The sequence below is a fragment of the Burkholderia sp. AU16482 genome, assembly GCF_002223285.1.
GTDB classification, from domain to species: domain Bacteria; phylum Pseudomonadota; class Gammaproteobacteria; order Burkholderiales; family Burkholderiaceae; genus Burkholderia; species Burkholderia semiarida.
In genome coordinates this window covers 749,581-770,866 of the sequence record NZ_NKEY01000006.1, presented here as the reverse complement: position 1 = coordinate 770,866, position 21,286 = coordinate 749,581, and the positions used below count along the sequence as shown (strand labels likewise).

The following is a 21,286-nucleotide window of genomic DNA, read 5'->3' as shown; positions in this document are numbered from 1 at the left end:
CGCGCCGAAATCTATTTAACACCAATCCGTGACGATCGGCATACCTGCTTCCATCAGGGGATACGCTCGGTTGCCGCGCTGCCCCCGCCAGCGGCGAACGGTTCGCCGCCAGGTTGCTGCACCGCACGAAGGCCGCGCGCGCGTTCTCCGAAAGCGATCCGTCAGAATGTGTCCGTGCCCCGCTCCGTCGCCGGTCGGTCGTCCGCGCCAGGATGCGTGCGCGTCACCGCGCTCAGCGCGTCGATCGCCGCGGCGACCGACACGCTCGCCGGCGCCGCATACAACGCACCGACCGTCTCCGGCATCGTCGACAACTTCAGCGGCAGCCGGCCGACGCGCTCGCCAGCCCGCGCGGCGAGGTCGAACGCGCGGGCCGACTGCACGAACAGGCACGGCGACTGGTCGGCGACCGCGCGGTTGGTCTGCCACGACACCGACTCCATCAGCACGGCCGGCGGCGCCAGGCCGGCCTTCGCGAACTCGGCATCGAGCGCCGTGCGCGCGGGAGAACCGAACGGCGGCGCGATCCACGGAAACGCGGCGGCGTCGCGCCAGCCGATCCGCGCACGCCCGAGCAACGGATGGCGCGGCCCGCATACGACGATCATGTCGTCGCGGTACAACGGCGCGACGGCGAGTCCCGCGCTCAACGCCGACGCGTCGAGCCGGCACACGAGCAGGTCGAGCTCGTGGCGCCGCGCCTGCACGAGCATCCGGTCGAGCGTGTCTTCCCGCACATTGAGCTGTACGGGGCGGCCGGCTTCCCGCAGCCACGCGAGCGCGCCCGGAATCAGTTGCGGTGCCATGTTCGGCAGCAGGCCGATCGACACCGGTCGGCCGGCGCCGGTCCGCAATGCGTCGAACGCGGGTGCGACGCCGCGCATGTCGGTCAGCACGCGGCCGATGCATTCGAGCAGCGCATCGCCGTATGCCGTCGGCGCGACCCGCCGCGACGTGCGCTCGAACAGCGGCAGGCCGAGCGAGTCCTCGAGCTCGCGCAGCCATTTCGACAACGCCGGCTGCGTGATCGACGCGGCCTCGGACGTGCGCGCGAAGCTGCGTGTGCGGCCGAGCGTATCGAGCGTTTCCATGTCGCGCACACGCAGCCGCCGCAGCGCCTGCGCGATGCGCTGCTCGTGGGCCGGCGCGCCGGGCGGCGCGAGCGGGCCCGGTCGCGTGCGGCCGGCCGGGCCGCGGGGGTCGAGGGTCACGGGCGCCTCCGTCATTCATGTTCGTCAGGTTATCGATCGACCCTGATCTTTCATCGATCGATACGCGATCCTGCCGCATAGTCGTCGGCATGAAAACCCCCGGCACGAGCCGTGCATGACCAGGAGACAGCCGACGTGAAAGACGATCAGGACGCCCCCGCCACCGAGCCCACCGCGCGGCGTCGGTTCCTCAAGCTGGCCGGTGCGGCCGTCGCGTCGGCCGGCATCGGCGCCGATGCGCTGGCCGCGAACCCGCCGCCGCCGGCCCCGGCCGCCGGTACCGCGACCGCCGCGACCGCCTCAGCCGTCGATCCCGGCTTGCGCGGCGCCGCAACGGCGCCCGCCACCCCGCCCGCCGGCTACAACATCCTGTTCATCCTGACCGACCAGGAACGCCACTTCGACCGCTGGCCGTTCCCGGTGCCCGGCCGCGAAGCGCTGCGCCGCGACGGCATCACGTTCATGCATCACCAGATCGCCGCATGCGTGTGCTCGCCGTCGCGCTCGACGGTCTATACGGGGCAGCACATCCAGCACACCGGCGTGCTCGACAACGCGGGCCTGCCCTGGCAACAGGACATGTCGCCGGACATACGCACCGTCGGCCACATGCTGCGCGATGCCGGCTACTACGCCGCGTATCTCGGCAAGTGGCACTTGAGCGCGTCGATGCACGAAACCGCGAGCCCGTACACGGCGCCCGTGGCCGACTACAACCGCACGATCCGCGCGTACGGCTTCGACGACTACTTCGGCGTGGGCGACCTGATCGGCATGGTGCGCGGCGGCTACGAGTACGACGGGCTCACGGCCGAGGCCGCGGTGAGCTGGATGCGCAACCATGCGCCGCGCCTCGCGAAGGAAGGCAGGCCGTGGTTCCTCGCGGTGAATCTCGTGAACCCGCACGACGCGATGTTCGTGAACACCGACACGAACGGCTCGACGGTGCAGGATGCGAACCATCCGATGCTCGGCAACGCGCCGCCGCCGAACGACGCGCTGTACCGCACGTCATGGCGCGACGTGCCGCTCGCGGCGTCGCGGCGGCAGCCGTACGACGAGCCGGGGCGGCCGCCCGCGCACGGCATGTTCAACGCCGCGCATGCGAACCTCGTCGGGCGCTACCCGTTCACCGACGAACGCGTGCGCCTCTATCAGGACAACTACTTCAACTGCATCCGCGATTGCGACACGCACGTCGTGCGCCTGCTGCAGACGCTGCGGTCGCTCCAGCTCGACGAACGCACGATCGTCGTGATGACGGCCGACCACGGCGACCACGTCGGCGCGCACCAGCTCGTCGGCAAGGGCGCGGCCGCGTACCAGCCGCAGAATCACGTGCCGCTCGTGATCCGGCATCCCGCGTATCCGGGCGGCATGCAGTGCGATGCGCTGACGTCGCACATCGACATCGCGCCGACCTTGCTCGGACTCACCGGCCTCGACGCCGCGCGGCTCGCGACGATCCGCGGCAGCGCGTTGAAGGGGCACGACCTCACGCGCTGGCTCGCGAAACCGGCGGACGCGAAACGGCGCGGCGCGCGATGCGACGCTGCGCGCGATGCGACGCTGTTCAACTACGCGATGCTGCTGTACTACGACAGCGAATGGATGCTGAAGGAACTCGGCACGCTGCGGCAGAAAGGCGTGCCGGAGGATGAACGGCTGCGCCGCGCGCTCGCGCAGCAGCCGGATTTCCGGTTGCGCGGCACGATCCGCAGCGTGTTCGACGGCCGCTACCGCTTCACGCGCTATTTCTCGCCGCTCGAATTCAACCGGCCGACGACGATGGAGGATCTGTTCGCGCGCAACGACGTCGAGTTGTTCGACATCGCGAGCGACCCGGGCGAGATGCGCAATCTCGCGATGGACAGGAAGCAGCACGGCGAATTGCTGCTCGCGATGAACGGCCGCCTGAACGACCTGATCGCCAGCGAAGTCGGCGACGACAGCCCGGACGTGATGCCGATTCGCCACGGGAAGGTGCAGGTGCAGGTCCGCAAGCGGCACTGACCGCCTGAACGCACCGGGCCCCAGTCGAGGTTCGGCGCGCGCGTCAGCCGGTACCGTCCGGCCGGCCGCCGCGCGCCGTCGCCGCGCGCGCCGGCTCTGGCGCGACCGGCGCGCGAGCCACGCACCGCGCCCTCCCGGGCCGGGTTTTCGTATCCGTGATTCAATGTCGATCGAACCGGCGCCATGCCATCCGGCGGCACGGCGATGTGACCCCTCATCGAACGACCTTCACTCGATCACCATGACGAACCCTGCCGAAATCAAGGCGCTCGTTTTCGATGTCTTCGGAACGATCGTCGACTGGAGAAGCGGCGTCGCGCGCGGCGCCGCCGCATTCCTTGAGCGTCACGCGCCGACGCTCGACCCGTTCGCGTTCGCCGACGCGTGGCGCGCCGAATATTCGCCGTCGATGGAAGAAATCCGCAGCGGACGCCGCCGCTACGTGCGGCTCGACGTGCTGCATCGCGAGAACCTCGTGCGCACGCTCGACCGTTTCGGGATCGTCGACGCGCCCGATGCCGACATCGACGCGCTCAATCTCGCATGGCACCGGCTCGATCCGTGGCCCGACTCCGTCGCCGGGCTGCACCGGCTGAAGCAGCGCTACATCATCGCGCCGCTGTCGAACGGCAACATCCGGCTGATGGTCGACGTCGCGAAACACGGCGGGCTGCCGTGGGACGCGATTCTCGGCGCCGAGGTCGCCCGCGCGTACAAGCCGTCGCCGGCCGTCTATACCGAAGCGGTCGAGATTCTCGGCCTCGCGCCGGCCGAGCTGTGCCTCGTGGCCGCGCACAACGGCGATCTGGCCGCCGCGCGCCGGCTCGGGCTGTCGACCGCGTTCGTGCTGCGGCCGACCGAGCACGGGCCCGGCCAGACGACCGACCTGCAGGCCGACGACGCGTGGGATTTCGACGTCAGGGATCTGAACGAACTCGCCGATCGGCTGGGCTGCCCCGGTTGACTACCGGCGGCGCGGCCGCCCCCCCCCGCGCCGCGACCGCGAGGCGACGGGGCGCCGTTACTTCACGACCGCCCGCCATGCGGCCCGCGCATAGAGCAGCAGCAACGGCAGCAGCGCCAGCGCGAACAGCATGCCCAGCGCGAGCACCCACACCGGCCATTGCTGCGGATTCCCGTGCACCCAGTAACGGTACGGCACGCTCAGGAATGCGATTTCCATCAGCAGCGCGCCGAGCGGCACGAGCCCGTTCACCACCGCCGCCATGCCGAAGCGGGCCGCGCTGTCGATTTTCTTCCCGGCCCCGTACGCCGCGATCAGATAGACGAAATACCCGATGATCGCGACCATCACCGCGCCGCCGGCCAGCAGGCCGATACTGCGCACGCTGCGCTCGTGCAGTTGACGCGCCCCTTGCGGCAACACGACATCGACCTTCTCGCCGATTTCGGGCACGGCGCCCGAGCGGATGTTGCCGGGCAGCACGATGCGCTCGCCATTCGGCATCACGGCTTCCAGGATCGACGTGTACTTGATGCACCGGTACGAAGAGGTTCGCCCCGAGCTTTCGCGGCGCTCGCAGGTGTCCCACTCCGACTGGTAGGACACGACGGTCGCTTCGTACGTCGGCGACACCGCAAGCGCGTAAATCTCGTCGCCGATCCAGTACGCGAACGGGAACAACAGCGACACCAGGCAAAAACACACGAGCCACCAGAACGCGACCGCGCCGCCGGAGCCGCGCTTGCCGCCCGTCTGGCGGCGCACCATGCGCGACGCGAGCCAGTAAGCGGCCACGCCGAATACGACCACGCACACCACGAAAACCTTGCCCGCATGCGTCAAAGCCATCTGCCTCCCCCCGATAGCCGGTCGAATCGCCGCCGGCTGTTTCGTCATCCACGTCGGTCATGTCGATCGCGCCGCCGTCGCGACGCGCGTGCAACCCGCTATGCCGGCTCGCCAACGAACCTCAGCGCCCCCGACTCCCCCGCCAGCAACGCACGGTTTGCATCCGCCGCCGCGCGCAGGTAATCCCACAGCGCGGTCACGCGCCGCAGCTTGCGCAGATCCTCGCGGCACGTCAGCCAGAAACATCGCGTGACGACCACGTCGTTCGGCAGCACGGGCACCAGCGCCGGCTGCGTGGCCGCGATGAAGCACGGCAGGATCGCGAGGCCGCCGCCCTGCAGCGCCGCGAAAACCTGCGCGATCACGCTCGTCGTGCGCAACCCGGCCGTCGCGCCGGGGACCGCGCGATCGAGGTACAGCAGCTCGTTGCTGAACGCGAGATCGTCGACGTAGCTGATGAACGCGTGCCGCGCGAGATCGTCCGTGCAGGTAATCGGCGCGTGGTTCGCCAGATAGTCGCGCGTCGCATAGAGCCGCAACTGGTAGTCGCACAGCTTCGTGACCACATAAGGCCCGCGCTCGGGCCGCTCGAGCGTGATCGCGAGATCGGCCTCGCGCTTGGGCAGGTTGACGAAATGCGGCACCGGCAGCAGATCGACCGTCACGTGCGGATGCGCGGCGCGGAACCGCGCGAGCTGCGGCGCGAGGAAAAAGCAGCCGAACCCTTCGGTCGACCCGATCCGCACGTGGCCCGACAGCGCCTCGCCGGTGTTCGCGACCTGATCGCACGCGGATTGCACGGTCGTCTCCATCGCGTCCGCATACGCGACGAGCCGCTGTCCTTCGGCCGTCAGCGTGAAGCCGCCGGAGCGCGACTTGTCGAACAGCAGCGTGCCCATCGCGGCCTCGAGCGCGCGAATGCGCCGCGCGACGGTCGTGTAGTCGACGCCGAGACGCTTCGCCGCGCCGCTCGCGCGCTGCGTGCGCGCGACTTCGAGGAAAAAGCGCAGGTCGTCCCAGTTCAGGTTGCCGGAAACCGGCTCGGTGGCATGTCGCATCGGCGAGGGGAAAAAGGCGGGCGTCTCCGGGCCGGCCGTCGATATGCATAAATGCACATCCAACCGGTTTCTTTGTCGGTACATCATGAATCCGCGCATAACTATACTCGACCGTGACCTGCGGACCATGAGCCGCGGGCAATAAAACCGGAGACACCATGCAGACCCGATCCACCCTCGATGAGCATGCGACCATCGCGACGCCGGCGCTCGAGCGCACCGCGAAGCACCACCTGCTGGCCGGCTGGGCCAGCATGGCCGGCACCACGATCGAGTGGTACGACTTCTTCCTGTACGGCACGGCCGCCGCGCTCGTGTTCAACCGCATCTTCTTCCCGTCGCTGGACCCGGTCGTCGGCACGCTCGCCGCGTTCGGCACGTTCGCGGTCGGCTTCATCGGGCGGCCGATGGGCGGCATCGTGTTCGGCCACTTCGGCGACCGTATCGGCCGCAAGTCGATGCTGATGATCACGCTGCTGCTGATGGGCGTGCCGAGCATGATCATCGGGCTGATCCCGTCGTACGACAGCATCGGCTACTGGGCCGCCGCGCTGCTGATCGCGATGCGCTTCCTGCAGGGGATGGCCGTGGGCGGCGAATGGGGCGGCGCGGTGCTGATGGCCGTCGAGCACGCGCCCAAAGGCCGCAAGGGGCTGTTCGGCAGCCTGCCGCAGACGGGCGTCGGGCTCGGCCTGATCCTGTCGTCGGTGGCGATGGCCGCGGTGGCCGCGTTGCCGGAAGCCGACATGCTGTCGTGGGGCTGGCGCGTGCCGTTCCTCGCGAGCATCGCGCTCGTCGGCCTCGGCTGGTTCATCCGCGCGAAGGTGCCCGAATCGCCCGACTTCGAGAAGATGCAGCGCCAGGGCAAGGCCGAGAAATCGCCGGTGACGGCCGCGCTGCGCCGCCATCCGCGCGAAGTGCTGACGATCGTCGGCGCGCGCGCCGCCGAGAACACGTGGTTCTACATGGTCGTCACGTTCGCGCTCGCTTACGCGACGCAGCAGCTGCATCTGCCGAAGGCCGAGATGCTGCACGCGATCACGGCAGGCGCCGCGCTGTCGCTCGTGACGATGCCGCTGTGCGGGCATCTGAGCGACCGCATCGGCCAGCGCCGGATGTTCGCGATCGGCCTCGTGCTGATGTGCGCGTTCGCCGCGCCGTTCTTCATGATGCTCGGCACGCAGCAGACGTCGACCGCGTGGTGGGCGATCGTGCTCGGCCTCGGCGTCGTGTTCCCGATTCTCTATGCGCCGGAATCGCTGCTGTTCGCGCAGCAGTTTCCCGCGGAAATCCGCTACAGCGGCATCTCGCTGTCGGTGCAGCTCGCCGGCGTGATCGGCGGCGGCTTCGCGCCGATGATCGCGACGTCGCTGCTCAAGGCCGGCGGCGGCCAGCCGCACTACGTGATCGCGTATCTCGTCGGCTTCGGCGTGTTCGCGCTTGCTTGTACCGCGCTGATGCGTCCGGCGCGGACGTAAGCCGACCGGCTCGCAGCGCCCGCATTCATTCGATTTCAGTTCGACCTGCCGCCCGCCATGCCTGCGCGCGCGGCGGACGCAGCCCCTTTTTCATCGTCACACCGTTTCCCCGGAGCATGCCATGAACGCCGCAGTCCCCCAGACCACCCTCGCCCTGCCCACCGCCAAGCTGCTGATCGACGGCGCGTTCGTCGATTCGCAAAGCGCCGAATGGGGCGACATCGTCAACCCCGCGACGCAGGAAGTGATCGGCCGCGTGCCGTACGCGACGCTCGACGAGGTCGATGCCGCGATCGCGTCCGCGCAGCGCGCGTTCCAGACCTGGAAGACGACGCCGATCGGCGCGCGGCTGCGCATCATGCTGAAGTTCCAGGATCTCGTGCGCCGCAATCTCGAACGGATCGCGCACACGCTGACGGCCGAACAAGGCAAGACGCTGCCCGACGCGCAGGGCGACATCTTCCGCGGCCTCGAAGTGGTCGAGCACGCGTGCTCGATCGGCACGCTGCAGCAGGGCGAATTCGCGGAGAACGTCGCGGGCGGCGTCGATACCTACACGCTGCGCCAGCCGATCGGCGTGTGCGCGGGCATCACGCCGTTCAACTTCCCCGGCATGATCCCGCTGTGGATGTTCCCGATGGCGATCGTGTGCGGCAACACGTTCGTGCTGAAGCCGTCCGAGCAGGACCCGCTGTCGACGATGCAGCTCGTCGAGCTCGCGATCGAGGCCGGCGTGCCGCAAGGCGTGCTGAACGTCGTGCACGGCGGCAAGACGGTGGTCGACCGCCTGTGCACGCACCCGGACATCAAGGCGATCTCGTTCGTCGGCTCGACGCGCGTCGGCACGCACGTGTACAACCTCGGCAGCCAGCACGGCAAGCGCGTGCAGTCGATGATGGGCGCGAAGAATCACGCGGTCGTGCTGCCCGACGCGCATCGCGAGCAGTCGATCAACGCGCTCGTCGGCGCGGGCTTCGGCGCGGCCGGCCAGCGCTGCATGGCGACGTCGGTCGTCGTGCTCGTCGGCCAGGCGCGCGACTGGCTGCCCGATCTCGTCGAAAAGGCGAAGGCGTTGAAGGTCAACGCGGGCGCCGAAGCCGGCACCGACGTCGGCCCGGTCGTGTCGAAGGCGGCGAAGGCACGCATCCTGTCGCTGATCGACGCCGGCGTGAACGAAGGCGCGACGCTGCTGCTGGACGGCCGCGACGTGAAGGTGCCCGGCTACGAGCACGGCAATTTCGTCGGCCCGACGATCTTCTCGGGCGTGACGACCGACATGTCGATCTACAAGGAGGAAATCTTCGGGCCGGTGGTGGTCGTGATGGAAGCAGACACGCTCGACGAAGCGATCGCGCTCGTCAACCGCAACCCGATGGGCAACGGCGTGGGCCTGTTCACGCAGAGCGGCGCGGCCGCGCGCAAGTTCCAGAGCGAGATCGACGTCGGCCAGGTCGGCATCAACATCCCGATTCCGGTGCCGGTGCCCTACTTCAGCTTCACCGGCTCGCGCGGCTCGAAGCTCGGCGATCTCGGCCCGTACGGCAAGCAGGTCGTGCAGTTCTACACGCAGACGAAGACGGTCACGGCGCGCTGGTTCGACGACGACGCGACGGCCGGCGGCGTGAACACGACGATCGCGCTGCGCTGACCCGACGGAGCCCGGACATGGAAATCGCCTTCATCGGACTCGGCAACATGGGCGGCCCGATGGCCGCCAACCTGCTCAAGGCCGGCCACGCGCTGACGGTGTTCGACCTCGACGCGAACGCGGTCGGCGCCGCGGTGCGCGCGGGCGCGACGGCGGCGGCGTCGCCGCGTGACGCCGCCGCGCGCGGCGCGTTGATCATCACGATGCTGCCGGCCGCGCAGCACGTGCGCGCCGTCTACCTCGGCGACGACGGCGTACTGGCCGGCGCGCGCGCCGGCGCGACGCTGGTCGACTGCAGCACGATCGACCCCGGCACCGTGCGCGCGGTGGCCGACGCCGCCGCGCGGCGCGACCTCCCGCTCGCCGACGCGCCCGTGTCGGGCGGCACCGGCGGCGCGCAGGCCGGCACGCTGACCTTCATGGTCGGCGCGGACGGCCCGCTGTTCGAGCGCATCCGCCCGGTGCTGCTCGACATGGGCAGGAACGTCGTGCACTGCGGCGGCACCGGCACCGGACAGATCGCGAAGATCTGCAACAACCTGCTGCTCGGCATCTCGATGATGGGCGTGGCGGAAGCGATGGCGCTCGGCGCCGCGCTCGGCATCGATCCGGCCGTGCTGGCCGGCATCATCAACACGTCGACCGGCCGCTGCTGGAGTTCGGACACGTACAACCCGTACCCCGGCGTGAGCGACGCGGCGCCGGCCGCGCGCGGCTATGCGGGCGGCTTCGCGGCGAACCTGATGCTGAAGGATCTCGGGCTCGCGACGGAAGCCGCACGCGGCGCGCATCAGCCGGTGTGGATGGGCGCGCTCGCGCAGCAGCTCTATCAGTCGATGAGCCAGCAGGGGCTCGGCACGCTCGACTTCTCCGCGTGCGTGAAGCTGTACGAGGCGCAGCCGGCCTGACCCGCCCGGCCGACGCCGGACGTGCGCCGGCCCGCGATGTGCCGATACGGCATCGCGGGTCGGTTTGCCATGCGGGGGAAGGAAAACGCGGGCGGCGCAGTCATGCCGCCGGCCGGTCAACCGCGCGGGTTAGACGCCGTCTCGAAGGTCGGATGGCACTCGAACGCGAGTTCGGAGCGCGCGTCGACGCGGCGGCCGCCGGTCAGCGATTCCTGCTTCACGCTTGCGCGCATCCCGCGCTGCGAGCAGTAGTTGGTGGCTTCGCTGACGGCCTTCGCGTGGGCGTCGGCCCATGTCGTCGACACGCCGAGCGTGCGCGTCGTCACGGTGAATACGTTCGGGTTCGACGTCGTGGTGACGTCGGAAGCGGTCGAACACGCGGCGAGCAAGCACGCAGTAGCCGCAATGGTCAACCATCGCACGGTTCGAAAAGAGACTGGAATGGACATGGAGGGCAAGCGCACGCCGTTCGGCGCGCATTGAGCAACATAGGCGACAGTATGCCTGCTCGATCGCCGGAGATCATGCCCCTTTCGGTGAACACATTGTTTCGAATGGTTAAACGATGGTCGAACCCGGCAAGAATTACAGCCGTCGCCGGCCATCGTTTTCGTGCGGCAGGTCATTTCGCCCGGCGCGCTGGCCACGTGGGATGAGTCAGCCCCCGGCGGGCATGGGGATCGGCTGCGCACTGGCGCTTGCCTATGCCGCCCGGTTAGCGACCGCACGCGCCACGCCCTTTTTACAACCGCGCCACTCACGCGGTTCGCGCCCGCGCCTCGCGCCGCCATCCCGGCCAGTGCGCGCCCGCCTGCGTCCGTCGCGCCTGGTCTTCCCGCAGGCACGTCGATTGCGTCACCCTCGCGCCCGCCCTCCGGCGGACAGCCAACTTCCTTCCAACCGGCGCTGCGCCCCGCGCGATCCTTCACGCGGCGGTCCCGCATCGCAATACAGGTTTCCTGAACGAGAGGACGACATGAAATCAATACGAACGATAGTGGCCCTGTGCTCGGTCATTTCCATGCTCACGGCATGCGGCGGCGGCGACGACGCCGGGACCGTACTCGGCATCTCGAAGCCGCAGGCGCGCTTCATCAACGCGGTGCCGGCCGGCCCGAACCTCGACTACTACCTGAATGCGAAGGTCGACCAGGCGGGCGTCGCCTACAAGGGCGTGACGCGCTATCACGACATCGATTCGGGTAATCAGACCGCGAGCTATGACGTATCGGGCACGACGACGACCATCGCGTCCCAGTCGTTCAGCGCGGCGAACGGTCACCATTACACGACGATCGCGCTGCCGAGCACGACGTCGCTGATCTCCGTCATCGACGATCCGTACGACAAGGGGCTGCTGTCCGACAAGGCGCGCGTGCGCAGCTTCAACGCGTCGCCGAATGCGCAGAACGTCGACGTGTACGTCGTGGCGCCGGGCACCGACATCACGACGGTCAGTCCGACGATGGCGGGCGCCGCCTACCAGAATGCCGTGCCGGCAACGACGCAGGATTCGGTCTACCTGAACGGCGGCACCTACCAGGTGGTCGTGACGACGGCCGGCAGCAAGTCGCCGATCCTCAAGACCGCACCGGTCAACATAGGCAACAACGCCGACTGGCTGCTTCTGACGATTCCGTCCGGCGGCATCGGCGACGTGACGCCGAACGACATCCACGTGCTGGTCGCGCAGGGCAACGACGCCGATACGTCCGCGCAGGAGCTGGGGCCGCAGTAACGCGGCAAGGGTCCGAAAACGGTCGCGGCGGCCGGTGCGATTGCATCGGCCGCCGCGTGTCGTATACCGGGATCCAACGTCGCGGGATCAAACGTCGCGGGATCAAACGCCGGCATCAATGCCGGCTATCAGTCGTCCACCCGCTCCAGGCAGATCACGTGCTCGGCACGCGTGCCGTCGCCGTGCGCGATATCCACGTCGCCGACATGGCGCACGCGCCAGCCCGGCCGCGTCGCGATCTGCGGCAGGTTGCCGGACGGCCGGCTCTCGATCCCGCCCAGCCCTTCGTCGGGCGTAGCGACCGCTTCGTCGAGCGACGCGTTCGAATAGATCACGTTGTCCTGCAGTTCGGACGCGCCGGTGCGCGCCTCCATGCCCTTGCCGTCGACGTCGACCGTGTTGTCGGTCATCGCCATGTTCGCGTTGTCGAGCGTGACGATCCGGCCGGCGGCCCGACGCACCGGATCGCCGCTGTCGACCGCATGCGCGTCGACGTCGATCTTCGGCAGGCCGGTCGGCATCTTGCCGGCGACTGCCTCCGGCGTCAGCGGACGCCGCGCGACCTGCTCGGCCTGGGTCGCCGCGTCGGGCATGTCGCCGGCGGCCGGCGTCTTCACCGGGCTCTTCTCGATCTGTTCCCGCTGCTTTTCGGGGGTAGGGTTCGATTCCGCGTTCTGCATCGCACCTCCTTGGCCGGCCGACGCACGCCGGCGTCACGCCGTCGCCGCCAGGCCGGAAATCGCTACAACGATCCTTGCAAATCTTTCATGCGCACCACTGCGCGCGCGTCGTCCGTCTGGCGCACCTGCCGCCGGGCACTGCAGCGGCCGGGAAGTGGGCGACACGCTCGCGCGCCGCCCGCCTGCCGCCTGAACGCGGGTCAACCGCCGCCGCTCGCGCCGGCCGGCGCCGAAGCCGCGCCCGGCAGGCTCGCGCCGGTATCGCCGCTGCTGCCGGCCGCCCCGCTGCTGGGCATGCCCGACGGTGCGGTGGAAGGCGCGGTGGAAGGCGCGGCCGACATGCCGCTCGATGCGCCCGAGTCGGCGTTGTCGCTCTTCTTCTGGCAGCCGGCGCCTGCCGCGAGGCCCGCGATCAGGATGCCGGCGAAGACGGCTCGCGATACGTGACGAAATGAATATCGCTGCATGACACCTCCGCTGATGTCGATGTGAATGGAACCCGTTGACCCGCAATTTGCGTGCCGCGCGCCGGGCGGCGCGGCCGGGCGCGTTCCATTTGTTTTTTGAATGCCCCCCAGCCGAATATTTAATTTCCCATCGCCGTACCTGCCGCCCATACTCGCGAACAAATCCGACACATAACGTCCACGGCGGCCGGGCCCGCGGCGCGTGCATACGCGGCCGGTTTCGCGCCCCGCACATGGAAGGAGACAACGGCGTGCAACTGGAAGCCATCCACCGCGCGAGCATCGGGCTCGGCGCGGACGACGCATCGCATCGACACGATACGGCCGCGCGCGAGCCCGCGCCGAGCCCGCGGCTGCACAACCCCGATCTCGCGCCGACCCGGGCCGAAGGCCGGACGTGGGGCCGCTACAGCATCTTCGCGCTCTGGACCAACGACGTGCACAACATCGCGAACTACTCGTTCGCGATCGGGCTGTTCGCGCTCGGCCTGTCGGGCTGGCAGATGCTCGCGTCGCTCGCGATCGGCGCGGTGCTCGTGTACTGCTTCATGAATCTCACCGGCTACATGGGCCAGAAAACCGGCGTGCCGTTCCCGGTGATCAGCCGGATGAGCTTCGGCATCTACGGGGCGATGCTGCCCGCGATGATTCGCGCGGTGATCGCGATCGCATGGTTCGGCATCCAGACCTATCTCGCGTCGGTCGTGCTGCGCGTGCTGCTTACCGCGATCTGGCCGGGCCTCGCCGCGTTCGACCGGAATGCGATCTTCGGGCTGTCGACGCTCGGCTGGATCACGTTCGTCGCGATCTGGCTCGTGCAGATCGGCATCCTCACGTACGGGATGGAGATGGTCCGCAAGTACGAGGGGCTCGCCGGCCCGGTGATCCTCGTCACGACGCTGTCGCTCGCCGCGTGGATGTTCAGCCGCACCGGCGGCCACCTCGCGATGTCGATCGGCAAGCCGATGACCGGCCTGAAGATGTGGACGGAAATCTTCGCGGGCGGCGCGCTGTGGCTCGCGATCTACGGCACGCTGGTGCTCAATTTCTGCGATTTCACCCGTTCGTCGCCGAGCGCGAAGACGGTGCGCGTCGGCAACTTCTGGGGCCTGCCGGTCAACATCCTCGTGTTCGCGACGATCAGCTTCGTGCTTGCCGGCGCACAGTTCAAGCTGAACGGCCACGTCATCCACAGCCCGACGGAAATCATCGCGACGGTGCCGAACAAGCTGTTCCTCGTGCTCGGCTGCCTCGCGTTCCTGATCGTGACGGTGGCCGTGAACATCATGGCGAACTTCGTCGCACCGGCCTTCGTGCTGACGAGCCTCGCGCCGCACCGCCTGTCGTTTCGCCGCGCGGGCCTCATCAGCGCGACGATCGCCGTGCTGATCCTGCCATGGAACCTGTACAACAGCCCGATCGTGATCGTCTATTTCCTGTCCGGCCTCGGTGCGCTGCTCGGCCCGCTGTACGGGATCATCACGGTCGACTACTGGCTCGTGCGCAAGCAGCGCGTGAACGTGCCCGATCTCTATTCCGAAGCGCCGACCGGCGCCTACTTCTACACGCGCGGCGTGAACCGCAACGCGCTCGCGGCGCTCGTGCCGTCCGCGCTGATTTCGATCACGCTCGCCGTCGTACCGGCCTTCAGCGCGATGACGCCGTTCTCGTGGCTGCTCGGCGCGGCGATCGCGGGCGGCGTGTACTGGCTGCTGGCCGATCGCAAGCGGCAATACGAAGCGCGCTCGGGCGAACACATCGCGGTTGCCTGCGCGCGACACTGATACACACGCATACGGAGTCACGGATGAGGATCCTGGTAGTCAACGTCAACACGACCGAGTCGATCACCGACGCGATCGCCGCGCAGGCGCAGGCCGCCGCGTCGCCCGGCACGGAGATCGTCGGGCTCACGCCGCGCTTCGGCGCGGAGTCGGTCGAAGGCAACTTCGAGAGCTACCTCGCGGCGATCGCCGTGATGGATCGCGTGATGAGCTACGACGAACCGTACGATGCGGTGATCCAGGCCGGCTACGGCGAACACGGCCGCGAAGGGCTGCAGGAATTGCTGACGGCGCCCGTCGTCGACATCACCGAAGCGGCCGCGAGCGTCGCGATGCTGCTCGGCCATCGCTACTCGGTCGTCACGACACTCGACCGCACGGTGCCGCTGATCGAGGATCGCCTGAAGCTCGCCGGGCTCGATGCGCGTTGCGCGTCGGTGCGTGCGAGCGGTCTCGCGGTGCTGGAACTCGAGGAGAACCCGGCGCGCGCGATCGAGTCGATCGTCGACGAGGCGCAGCGCGCGGTGCGGGACGATCATGCGGAAGTGATCTGCCTCGGCTGCGGCGGGATGGCCGGCCTCGACCGGCAGATCGAGGAATGCACGGGCGTGCCGGTCGTCGACGGCGTATCGGCCGCGGTCGCGCTCGCCGAGTCGCTGGTGCGCCTGAAGCTGAAGACGTCGAAGGTCCGCACCTACGCGCCGCCGCGCCCGAAGCGGATCGTCGGCTGGCCGGGCACCTTCGCGAAATGACGGGCCGCCGGCCGGCCGCCGCGTCGCGCGGCCACCTCGCCTCGCCGGGACGCGTATCGACATGCGCGATCCGCTAGACCCGGCCGCGCCGCCCCGCGACGCGTCCGACGACTCGGGCGCGCTCGACGTGCTCGATGCGCGGCTGATGCGCATCCTGCTCGTGCTGCTGACCGAGCGTACCGTGTCGCGTGCGGCCGTGCGCCTGAACATGTCGCAGCCGGCGACGAGCGCCGCGCTCAAGCGCCTGCGCACGCTGCTCGGCGATCCGCTGCTGGTGCGCAGCCGCTACGGGATGGTGCCGACCGAGTTCGGTGCGCGACTGATCGAGCCGCTGCGCAACGCGCTGCGCGTGATCGATTTCATCCGCATCCAGCAGCCGACGTTCGACGCGCGCACGTCGGTGCGTACCTACCGGATCGGCTGCCCCGACTACCTGAACGTGCTGTTCGTGCCGAAACTCGTTGCGCTGTTTCGCGAGCGTGCGCCGAACGCGCAACTGGTGTTTCATCCGCTCGGCGACGGGTTCGACGACGAGCGCGCGCTGGCCGACGGCGAGCTCGACGTCGTGATCGACAACCGGCCCGCGCGCCGGTCGCGCTTCCGTCAGGACGACCTGTTCGACGACCGCGTCGTGTGCCTGATGCGCGCGGCGCATCCGCTAGCGCGGCGCGGCGCGATGACGGCCGCCGCGTTCGCGGCGGCGCCGCAGCTGTGCCCGACGCCGTCGTGGCTCGAAGCGTCCGGCGCGATCGACCGGCAGCTCGAACGCGTGGGCCTGCAGCGGCGCATCGCCGTCACGCTGCCGCATTTCGAGCTCGCCGCGCATGCGCTCGTGCGCGCCGACCTGATCCTCACCACCACTTACCGGCTCGCGCGGCACTACGCGAAGCTGCTGCCGCTCGCCGCGGTCGCGCTGCCGGCGGAACCGCCGGACATCGTGTACCGGATGACGTGGAACGAATCGGGATCGTGTGTGGAAGGTGTGCGGTGGCTGCGCGGGCTGATCGCGGAAGCGACGCGCGCATGGCTCGACGCCGACGCGACGCTGCCGGCCGTCGCCGCGATCGCCGCTTCGGGGATCGATGCGGATACCGCGAAAACCGCACCGAACGTCGCCGACTCCTCGGAGCCGACCCGTCGCCCGCGCCGCACACCGGCCGCGCATGGTCACGCGTCCCACCCGGCGCGCGTCGCGCAAGCGGCACGCATCCATCGCCTCGCGACGAAACCGCACTGACCGGCGCAGGCGTCACGCGGCGTTCCCCTTCCGCCGCCCGCGGCTGCAACGATTCGCTGCTCAACCCGTGCACGCGCGGATGGTCCGTGCGATTCCCTATTCGGACTCAAGTCAGACTAATCCTATTTACGCGCCCGGTACCGAATCGTCAGAATGCGTTCTCGAAACATCGCCGCGACCGTATCGCATCGCTGATTCACCCGGCCGCTATCCTGTCGAGAACCCCACCATGAAGAAAACGCTCGTTATCCTGGCCATTCCCGCCGCACTGCTCGCGAGCACCGGCGCCTTCGCCGATACGCAAGATTGCGCGACACGCATTCGTGCATTGCAGACGCAGATCGACAACGCGAAGCGATTCGGCAACACGCATCAGGCGATGCGCCAGCAGGCCGCGCTCGAACAGATCAAGGCCAATTGCACGGACGCCGGCCAGCTCGCGCGCGCCGAGCGCAAGGTCGCCGACAAGCAGCGCGATCTGCAGCACGCGCAGGACGAGGTGCGCGACGCACAGGCACGAGCCCATGCAGCCGAAGCGCTCGGCGATGCAAAGAAGTCGAACAACGCGCAACGCAAGCTCGCCGACAAGCAGGCCAGGCTGCGCGACGCCATGCGCAAGCTGCACGACGCGCAAGTCGATCGCGACGCACTGAAAGGCTGACGGGATGCGTCAAACGACGCACCGGCTCACAGGCGCCGCGTGAGTGCGAGCCGCACCGGCAGGGAGACGATCGAACCGAGCGTCGACAGCAGAACGATGCGCTGCGCATGCAAGCGTCTGCGTCACGCGGGTTCGCGCATCGGCTGCGTAAGCAACTTGTACGCAACGACGGCCGCAACCAGCGCCAGTACGCCGCTTACCTTCAGCGCATCGGCGAATCCGCTCGCGAACGCGGCCGGCGCCGCCTGTGCGAGCGCACCGGCAGCCGACGGCGGCACGCGGCCGAGCGCCTGCGCGAGGTCGCCGGCCAGCAGGCTCGACATGAACGGCGCGTCGACGAATGCGCGCAGGCCGGGCGTCGCGGACAGCAGCCCGTCGAGCCGCGCATGCGTACTCGCCGCCAGCACCGCGCCGAGCACGCCCACGGCCGTGACGATCGCCGAGAAGCGCGTCGTCGTGCTGATGCCCGACGCCATGCCCGTGCGATTCGGCGGCACGCACGCCATGATCGCTTTCTGCGTGTCGCCGTTCATGATGCCGGCGCCGCACCCCGTCACGAACATGCCGAGCGCGACGAGCCGGTAGTCGCCGCCGGTCGTCAGCGCCGCGGTCGCGAGGTTGCCCGCGCCGATCAGCGCGAGCCCGCCGGCGAGCACGCCGCCGGACGACACGCGCGCGGCGAGCGCCGCGCCGAGCGACGGGCCGGCGATCATCGCGAACGCGAACGGCAGCATCCCGAGCCCCGCATCGATCGCCGACATCCCGAACGCGTTTTGCAGGTACAGCGGCAGGAACGTCATCATCACCTGCGCGCATGCCGCGTAACCGAACATCGCGAGCACGGCGCCGACGAAGCGCGGCTGGCGAAACAGCGCGAGATCGATCATCGGCCGCGCCTGCCAGCGCTCCGCGCCGACGAACGCCGCCAGCAGCGCCGCCGCGAGCGCGAGCCGGCCCAGCGTCGCGATGGACAGCCAGCCGTGCGACGGCGCGCCGATCAGCGCGGCGATCGCACAGGCGAGCGCCGCGCCGAACAGCAGGCTGCCGGCCACGTCGACGCGCTTCGCATGGGGATCGTTCGATTCGTCGATCGCGACGCGCGCGCCGGCCGCCAGCAGCAGGCAGACGGGCAGGTTCAGCAGGAACACCCAGCGCCATCCGATCCATTGCGTGATCGCGCCGCCGACGAGCGGCGCGATGGCCGTCGCGATCCCCATGCACATGCCCCAGATCGCCCACGCGCGTGCCCGCTCGCGCCCGTCCGGGAAACGGTTCGCGATCACCGCGAGCGCCGCGGTCAGCAGCAGCGCGGCGCCGCCGCCCTTCACCGCACGCGCGGCGATCAGCCAGCCCGCCGACGGCGCGATGCCGCAACCGAGCGACGCGATGAAGAAGAGCGCGAGGCCCGCGAAGAGCATCCGCTTGCGCCCGAAGCGGTCGGCGAGCCCGCCGGCCGGCAGCAGGCACGCGGCGAACGCGGTCATGTACGCGCTCACGACCCACTCGATATCGGCGAAGCTCGCGTGAAAGCCGCGCGCGATGCTCGGCAGCGAGACGGCCACCACGTTCGTGTCGAGCACGATCAGCGAACAGGTCGCGGACGCGACGGCGAGCGTCGCGGCGGCAGGCAGACGGGTGCCGGCGCGCGGGGCGGCGGCCGCGCTTGCGCGCGACGCCGGTGAAGACGGGGACATCGGCCACTCCGGAACAGGATGAACGAGCCGTATGCTAGGCTCGCCCGGTATTGCCTGTCATTGATACTTCCACGCTATTTCATTGACGAAAACTGCAACCATGGGCCAGCTCGAATTCCGTCATCTGCGCGCGTTCCTGAGCGTCGCGCAAAACCTGCATTTCGCACGCGCGGCCGAGGCGCTCGACATGGCGCCGCCCGCGCTCACGCGGCAGATCCAGGAAGCCGAGCGCGTGCTCGGCGTGCGGCTCTTTCACCGGTCGCGCCGCGCCGTCACGCTGAGCGCGGCCGGCGAGGCCTATCTCGCGGAAGCGAGAGCCGCGGTCGAGCACCTGCAGCGAGGCCGCGAACTCGCCGCGCTGGCCGAACGCGGCGAACTCGGCCGGATCGAGATCGGCTACGTGTCGTCGGCCGTCTATTCGGGCACGCTGCAGCGCACCGTCGGCGCGTTCCGCGCCGCGCACCCGCGCATCGAGCTGAACCTGCGCGAGGTGCCGATGGACGACGTCGCGAACCAGCTCGACACGGGCCGGCTCGACCTCGCGTACGTGCGCCCGCCGCTGGCGCTGCCCGGCGGCCTGCGGATCGTCACGCTGCAGCGCGACGTGTTCGTCGCGGCCGTGCCGGCCGATTCGCGTTATGCGGCGATGGCGACCGTGCGCGCGGCGGACCTCGCCGACGCGCGCTTCGCTGTGCCCGAACAGGCGCTCGGCACGCTCGAAGTCGCGCGCCGCGGCCGCTTCGAGCCGGTCGTCGCCGCGCGGCCGGGTGGCCTGCTCGCGGTACTCGCGTGCGTGTCGGTGAACGGCTGGGTCGCGGTGATTCCCGATGCACTTGCCGGTTGCGTGTCGCTGCCGGGCGTCGTGTACCGGCCGATCGCCGGCAAGCCGATCATGTCGGCGCTCGCGCTCGCGCACCGGCGGTTCGAAAAGGCGCCGGCCGTGCGGGCATTCCTGCGGACGATTCGGCCGGCCGCGTAAGACGTGCGGGCTCGGGCGCCGGGTCGAGCGCCGCCGCACCGGCCAAACCGGCCGCCCTCCGCACGAATATGCATTTCACGATTCGATGTTTGTCGGCCGGAAACCGATTCCGTAACCTGCCCGGCAGCCGCGCCGTCCGCGCGCGGATCACCGAGGACACGCCGCCGATGACCCACTCTTTCGCCACAGCGCGCCGCCGCGCGCTGCAGCGCCTTGCCGCCCTCGCCGCCGCGCCGCTCGCGGGCGGCCTCGCACTGCCGGCCCGCGCGGCCGGCGCCGACCTGTCGGGCGTCACGCTCGTCCTCGGCGACCAGGCCGGCGGCCTGCGCGCGCTGGCCGAAGCGGCGCGCGTGCTCGACGGCACGCCGTACCGGTTCCGCTGGGCCAACTTCCAGGGCGCCGCGCCGCTGTTCGAAGCGCAGCGCGCGGGCGCGATCGATCTCGCGCCGGCCGGCGACCTGCCCGTCCTGACGGCCGCGCTCGGCGATCCGTCGCTGCGGATCGTCGCGACGCGCGTCGGCTCGCCGACGTCGCTCGGCATCGTCGTGCAGCCGGACTCGCCGGTTCGCACCGTGGCCGACCTGAAAGGGCAAACCGTCGTCGTATCGTCGGCACGCGGCAGCATCTCGCAATACCAGTTGTACGGCGCGCTGCGCGAACATGGGCTCGCGCCGCGCGACGTCGAGGTGCGTTTCGTCCTGCCGGTCGACGCGTTCGCCGCGTTCGAGGCGAAGCGGATCGGCATCTGGGCCACGTTCGATCCGTACTACGGGCATGCGGTGCGACGCGGCGCGCGCATCGTCCGCGACGGCAGCGGCATCAACTCGGGGCTCGCGTTCCTCACGTCGCCAGTCGAAACGCTCGACGATCGCGGCAAGCGCGCGGCGCTCGCGGACGTGCTCGCGCGCCTCGCCCGAGCGGGGCAATGGGCGCTCGCGCACCCGGCCGACTATGCGAGCGTCTATGCGTCGCTCACGCGCCTGCCGCCCGACGCCGCCACCGATATCGCGCGCCGGGCCGCGCTCGCGCAGCGCAGCCTCAGCGGCGCCGACATCGACGTGCTGCAGCGCGTCGCCGATCGCGCGGCGGCGGACGCGATCCTGCCGCGCCGCGTCGACGTCGCGTCGATCGCCATCCGGAACGTGTCGGCCTGAGTGGCGCCGCG

The 21,286-nt window shown here is 69.6% G+C and carries 19 protein-coding genes; 13 read left to right on the top strand and 6 right to left on the bottom strand.

From position 1 onward, the window contains the following. Positions 1-161 precede the first annotated feature (161 nt). Positions 162-1,211, bottom strand: coding sequence for a LysR substrate-binding domain-containing protein (locus CFB35_RS20860; RefSeq protein WP_089465778.1), 1,050 nt, complete (start codon positions 1,209-1,211; stop codon positions 162-164). A gap of 135 nt (positions 1,212-1,346) precedes the next feature. Between CFB35_RS20860 and CFB35_RS20855 the strand changes: the two genes are divergently transcribed. Then, complete coding sequence (locus CFB35_RS20855) at positions 1,347-3,224, top strand: sulfatase-like hydrolase/transferase (RefSeq protein ID WP_089465777.1); 1,878 nt, start codon at positions 1,347-1,349, stop codon at positions 3,222-3,224. 241 nt (positions 3,225-3,465) lie between these two features. Then, complete coding sequence (locus CFB35_RS20850) at positions 3,466-4,188, top strand: haloacid dehalogenase type II (RefSeq protein ID WP_089465526.1); 723 nt, start codon at positions 3,466-3,468, stop codon at positions 4,186-4,188. A 57-nt stretch (positions 4,189-4,245) separates the two neighbouring features. On the opposite strand, the gene CFB35_RS20845 is transcribed toward CFB35_RS20850, so the two are convergent. Then, positions 4,246-5,037 (bottom strand): uracil permease, encoded by a 792-nt coding sequence (locus CFB35_RS20845; protein WP_089465525.1) that lies wholly within the window; start codon positions 5,035-5,037, stop codon positions 4,246-4,248. 98 nt (positions 5,038-5,135) lie between these two features. Beyond that, the gene (locus tag CFB35_RS20840) at positions 5,136-6,095 is read right to left on the bottom strand and encodes a LysR family transcriptional regulator (protein ID WP_089465524.1); all 960 of its coding nucleotides are present in this window, start codon (positions 6,093-6,095) and stop codon (positions 5,136-5,138) included. 158 nt (positions 6,096-6,253) lie between these two features. Between CFB35_RS20840 and CFB35_RS20835 the strand changes: the two genes are divergently transcribed. From CFB35_RS20835 to mmsB, 3 genes are all read left to right on the top strand, one after another. Continuing rightward, entirely contained in the window at positions 6,254-7,573 is a 1,320-nt protein-coding gene (locus CFB35_RS20835; RefSeq protein WP_089465523.1) for an MFS transporter, read from the top strand. 121 nt (positions 7,574-7,694) lie between these two features. Continuing rightward, positions 7,695-9,221 (top strand): CoA-acylating methylmalonate-semialdehyde dehydrogenase, encoded by a 1,527-nt coding sequence (locus CFB35_RS20830; protein WP_059639251.1) that lies wholly within the window; start codon positions 7,695-7,697, stop codon positions 9,219-9,221. Between the two features lie 17 nt (positions 9,222-9,238). Continuing rightward, positions 9,239-10,129: a 3-hydroxyisobutyrate dehydrogenase gene (gene mmsB, locus CFB35_RS20825; RefSeq protein WP_089465522.1), complete on the top strand. Its 891-nt coding sequence runs from the start codon at positions 9,239-9,241 to the stop codon at positions 10,127-10,129. Between the two features lie 116 nt (positions 10,130-10,245). On the opposite strand, the gene CFB35_RS20820 is transcribed toward mmsB, so the two are convergent. Then, positions 10,246-10,578, bottom strand: coding sequence for a hypothetical protein (locus tag CFB35_RS20820; protein ID WP_060311159.1), 333 nt, complete (start codon positions 10,576-10,578; stop codon positions 10,246-10,248). Between the two features lie 527 nt (positions 10,579-11,105). On the opposite strand from CFB35_RS20820, the gene CFB35_RS20810 reads away from it, so the two are divergent. Then, on the top strand, positions 11,106-11,867 hold the full coding sequence (locus tag CFB35_RS20810; RefSeq protein ID WP_059582525.1) for a DUF4397 domain-containing protein: 762 nt from the start codon (positions 11,106-11,108) through the stop codon (positions 11,865-11,867). Positions 11,868-11,995: 128 nt separating this feature from the next. Here the strand turns inward: CFB35_RS20810 and CFB35_RS20805 are convergent, their stop codons facing one another. After that, positions 11,996-12,547: a DUF3005 domain-containing protein gene (locus CFB35_RS20805; protein WP_089465521.1), complete on the bottom strand. Its 552-nt coding sequence runs from the start codon at positions 12,545-12,547 to the stop codon at positions 11,996-11,998. Between the two features lie 87 nt (positions 12,548-12,634). Here CFB35_RS20805 and CFB35_RS20800 point away from each other — a divergent pair, with 87 nt between their 5' ends. The 5 genes from CFB35_RS20800 to CFB35_RS20775 all read left to right on the top strand — a co-directional run bounded on the left by CFB35_RS20800 (position 12,635) and on the right by CFB35_RS20775 (position 17,448). Further along, positions 12,635-12,994, top strand: a complete 360-nt coding sequence (locus tag CFB35_RS20800; RefSeq protein ID WP_226094059.1) for a hypothetical protein — start codon at positions 12,635-12,637, stop codon at positions 12,992-12,994. 253 nt (positions 12,995-13,247) lie between these two features. Further along, entirely contained in the window at positions 13,248-14,798 is a 1,551-nt protein-coding gene (locus CFB35_RS20790) for an NCS1 family nucleobase:cation symporter-1 (protein ID WP_081066422.1), read from the top strand. A gap of 23 nt (positions 14,799-14,821) precedes the next feature. Further along, positions 14,822-15,550 carry an aspartate/glutamate racemase family protein gene (locus tag CFB35_RS20785; RefSeq protein WP_059582532.1) on the top strand — a complete coding sequence of 243 codons (729 nt, stop codon included), beginning with the start codon at positions 14,822-14,824 and terminating at the stop codon, positions 15,548-15,550. Positions 15,551-15,611: 61 nt separating this feature from the next. Then, positions 15,612-16,787, top strand: a complete 1,176-nt coding sequence (locus CFB35_RS20780; RefSeq protein WP_089465520.1) for a LysR family transcriptional regulator — start codon at positions 15,612-15,614, stop codon at positions 16,785-16,787. Between the two features lie 229 nt (positions 16,788-17,016). Next, the gene (locus tag CFB35_RS20775) at positions 17,017-17,448 is read left to right on the top strand and encodes a DUF1090 family protein (protein ID WP_089465519.1); all 432 of its coding nucleotides are present in this window, start codon (positions 17,017-17,019) and stop codon (positions 17,446-17,448) included. A gap of 122 nt (positions 17,449-17,570) precedes the next feature. Here CFB35_RS20775 and CFB35_RS20770 read toward each other — a convergent pair whose 3' ends face one another. Further along, a complete protein-coding gene (locus CFB35_RS20770; protein ID WP_089465518.1) occupies positions 17,571-19,142 on the bottom strand; it encodes an MFS transporter in 1,572 nt (523 codons plus the stop codon). 100 nt (positions 19,143-19,242) lie between these two features. On the opposite strand from CFB35_RS20770, the gene CFB35_RS20765 reads away from it, so the two are divergent. Beyond that, complete coding sequence (locus CFB35_RS20765) at positions 19,243-20,121, top strand: LysR family transcriptional regulator (RefSeq protein ID WP_089465517.1); 879 nt, start codon at positions 19,243-19,245, stop codon at positions 20,119-20,121. A 167-nt stretch (positions 20,122-20,288) separates the two neighbouring features. After that, on the top strand, positions 20,289-21,275 hold the full coding sequence (locus CFB35_RS20760; RefSeq protein WP_089465776.1) for an ABC transporter substrate-binding protein: 987 nt from the start codon (positions 20,289-20,291) through the stop codon (positions 21,273-21,275). Positions 21,276-21,286: the final 11 nt, after the last annotated feature.

Bases quoted from the DNA above. Each gene is read 5' to 3' on its own strand.
- CFB35_RS20850 (WP_089465526.1), top strand. From the start codon at position 3,466: ATGACGAACCCTGCCGAAATCAAGGCGCTCGTTTTCGATGTCTTCGGA.
- CFB35_RS20845 (WP_089465525.1), bottom strand. From the start codon at position 5,037: ATGGCTTTGACGCATGCGGGCAAGGTTTTCGTGGTGTGCGTGGTCGTA.
- CFB35_RS20840 (WP_089465524.1), bottom strand. From the start codon at position 6,095: ATGCGACATGCCACCGAGCCGGTTTCCGGCAACCTGAACTGGGACGAC.
- CFB35_RS20835 (WP_089465523.1), top strand. From the start codon at position 6,254: ATGCAGACCCGATCCACCCTCGATGAGCATGCGACCATCGCGACGCCG.
- CFB35_RS20830 (WP_059639251.1), top strand. From the start codon at position 7,695: ATGAACGCCGCAGTCCCCCAGACCACCCTCGCCCTGCCCACCGCCAAG.
- mmsB (WP_089465522.1), top strand. From the start codon at position 9,239: ATGGAAATCGCCTTCATCGGACTCGGCAACATGGGCGGCCCGATGGCC.
- CFB35_RS20820 (WP_060311159.1), bottom strand. From the start codon at position 10,578: ATGTCCATTCCAGTCTCTTTTCGAACCGTGCGATGGTTGACCATTGCG.
- CFB35_RS20810 (WP_059582525.1), top strand. From the start codon at position 11,106: ATGAAATCAATACGAACGATAGTGGCCCTGTGCTCGGTCATTTCCATG.
- CFB35_RS20805 (WP_089465521.1), bottom strand. From the start codon at position 12,547: ATGCAGAACGCGGAATCGAACCCTACCCCCGAAAAGCAGCGGGAACAG.
- CFB35_RS20800 (WP_226094059.1), top strand. From the start codon at position 12,635: ATGCGCACCACTGCGCGCGCGTCGTCCGTCTGGCGCACCTGCCGCCGG.
- CFB35_RS20790 (WP_081066422.1), top strand. From the start codon at position 13,248: ATGGAAGGAGACAACGGCGTGCAACTGGAAGCCATCCACCGCGCGAGC.
- CFB35_RS20785 (WP_059582532.1), top strand. From the start codon at position 14,822: ATGAGGATCCTGGTAGTCAACGTCAACACGACCGAGTCGATCACCGAC.
- CFB35_RS20780 (WP_089465520.1), top strand. From the start codon at position 15,612: ATGCGCGATCCGCTAGACCCGGCCGCGCCGCCCCGCGACGCGTCCGAC.
- CFB35_RS20775 (WP_089465519.1), top strand. From the start codon at position 17,017: ATGAAGAAAACGCTCGTTATCCTGGCCATTCCCGCCGCACTGCTCGCG.
- CFB35_RS20770 (WP_089465518.1), bottom strand. From the start codon at position 19,142: ATGTCCCCGTCTTCACCGGCGTCGCGCGCAAGCGCGGCCGCCGCCCCG.
- CFB35_RS20765 (WP_089465517.1), top strand. From the start codon at position 19,243: ATGGGCCAGCTCGAATTCCGTCATCTGCGCGCGTTCCTGAGCGTCGCG.
- CFB35_RS20760 (WP_089465776.1), top strand. From the start codon at position 20,289: ATGACCCACTCTTTCGCCACAGCGCGCCGCCGCGCGCTGCAGCGCCTT.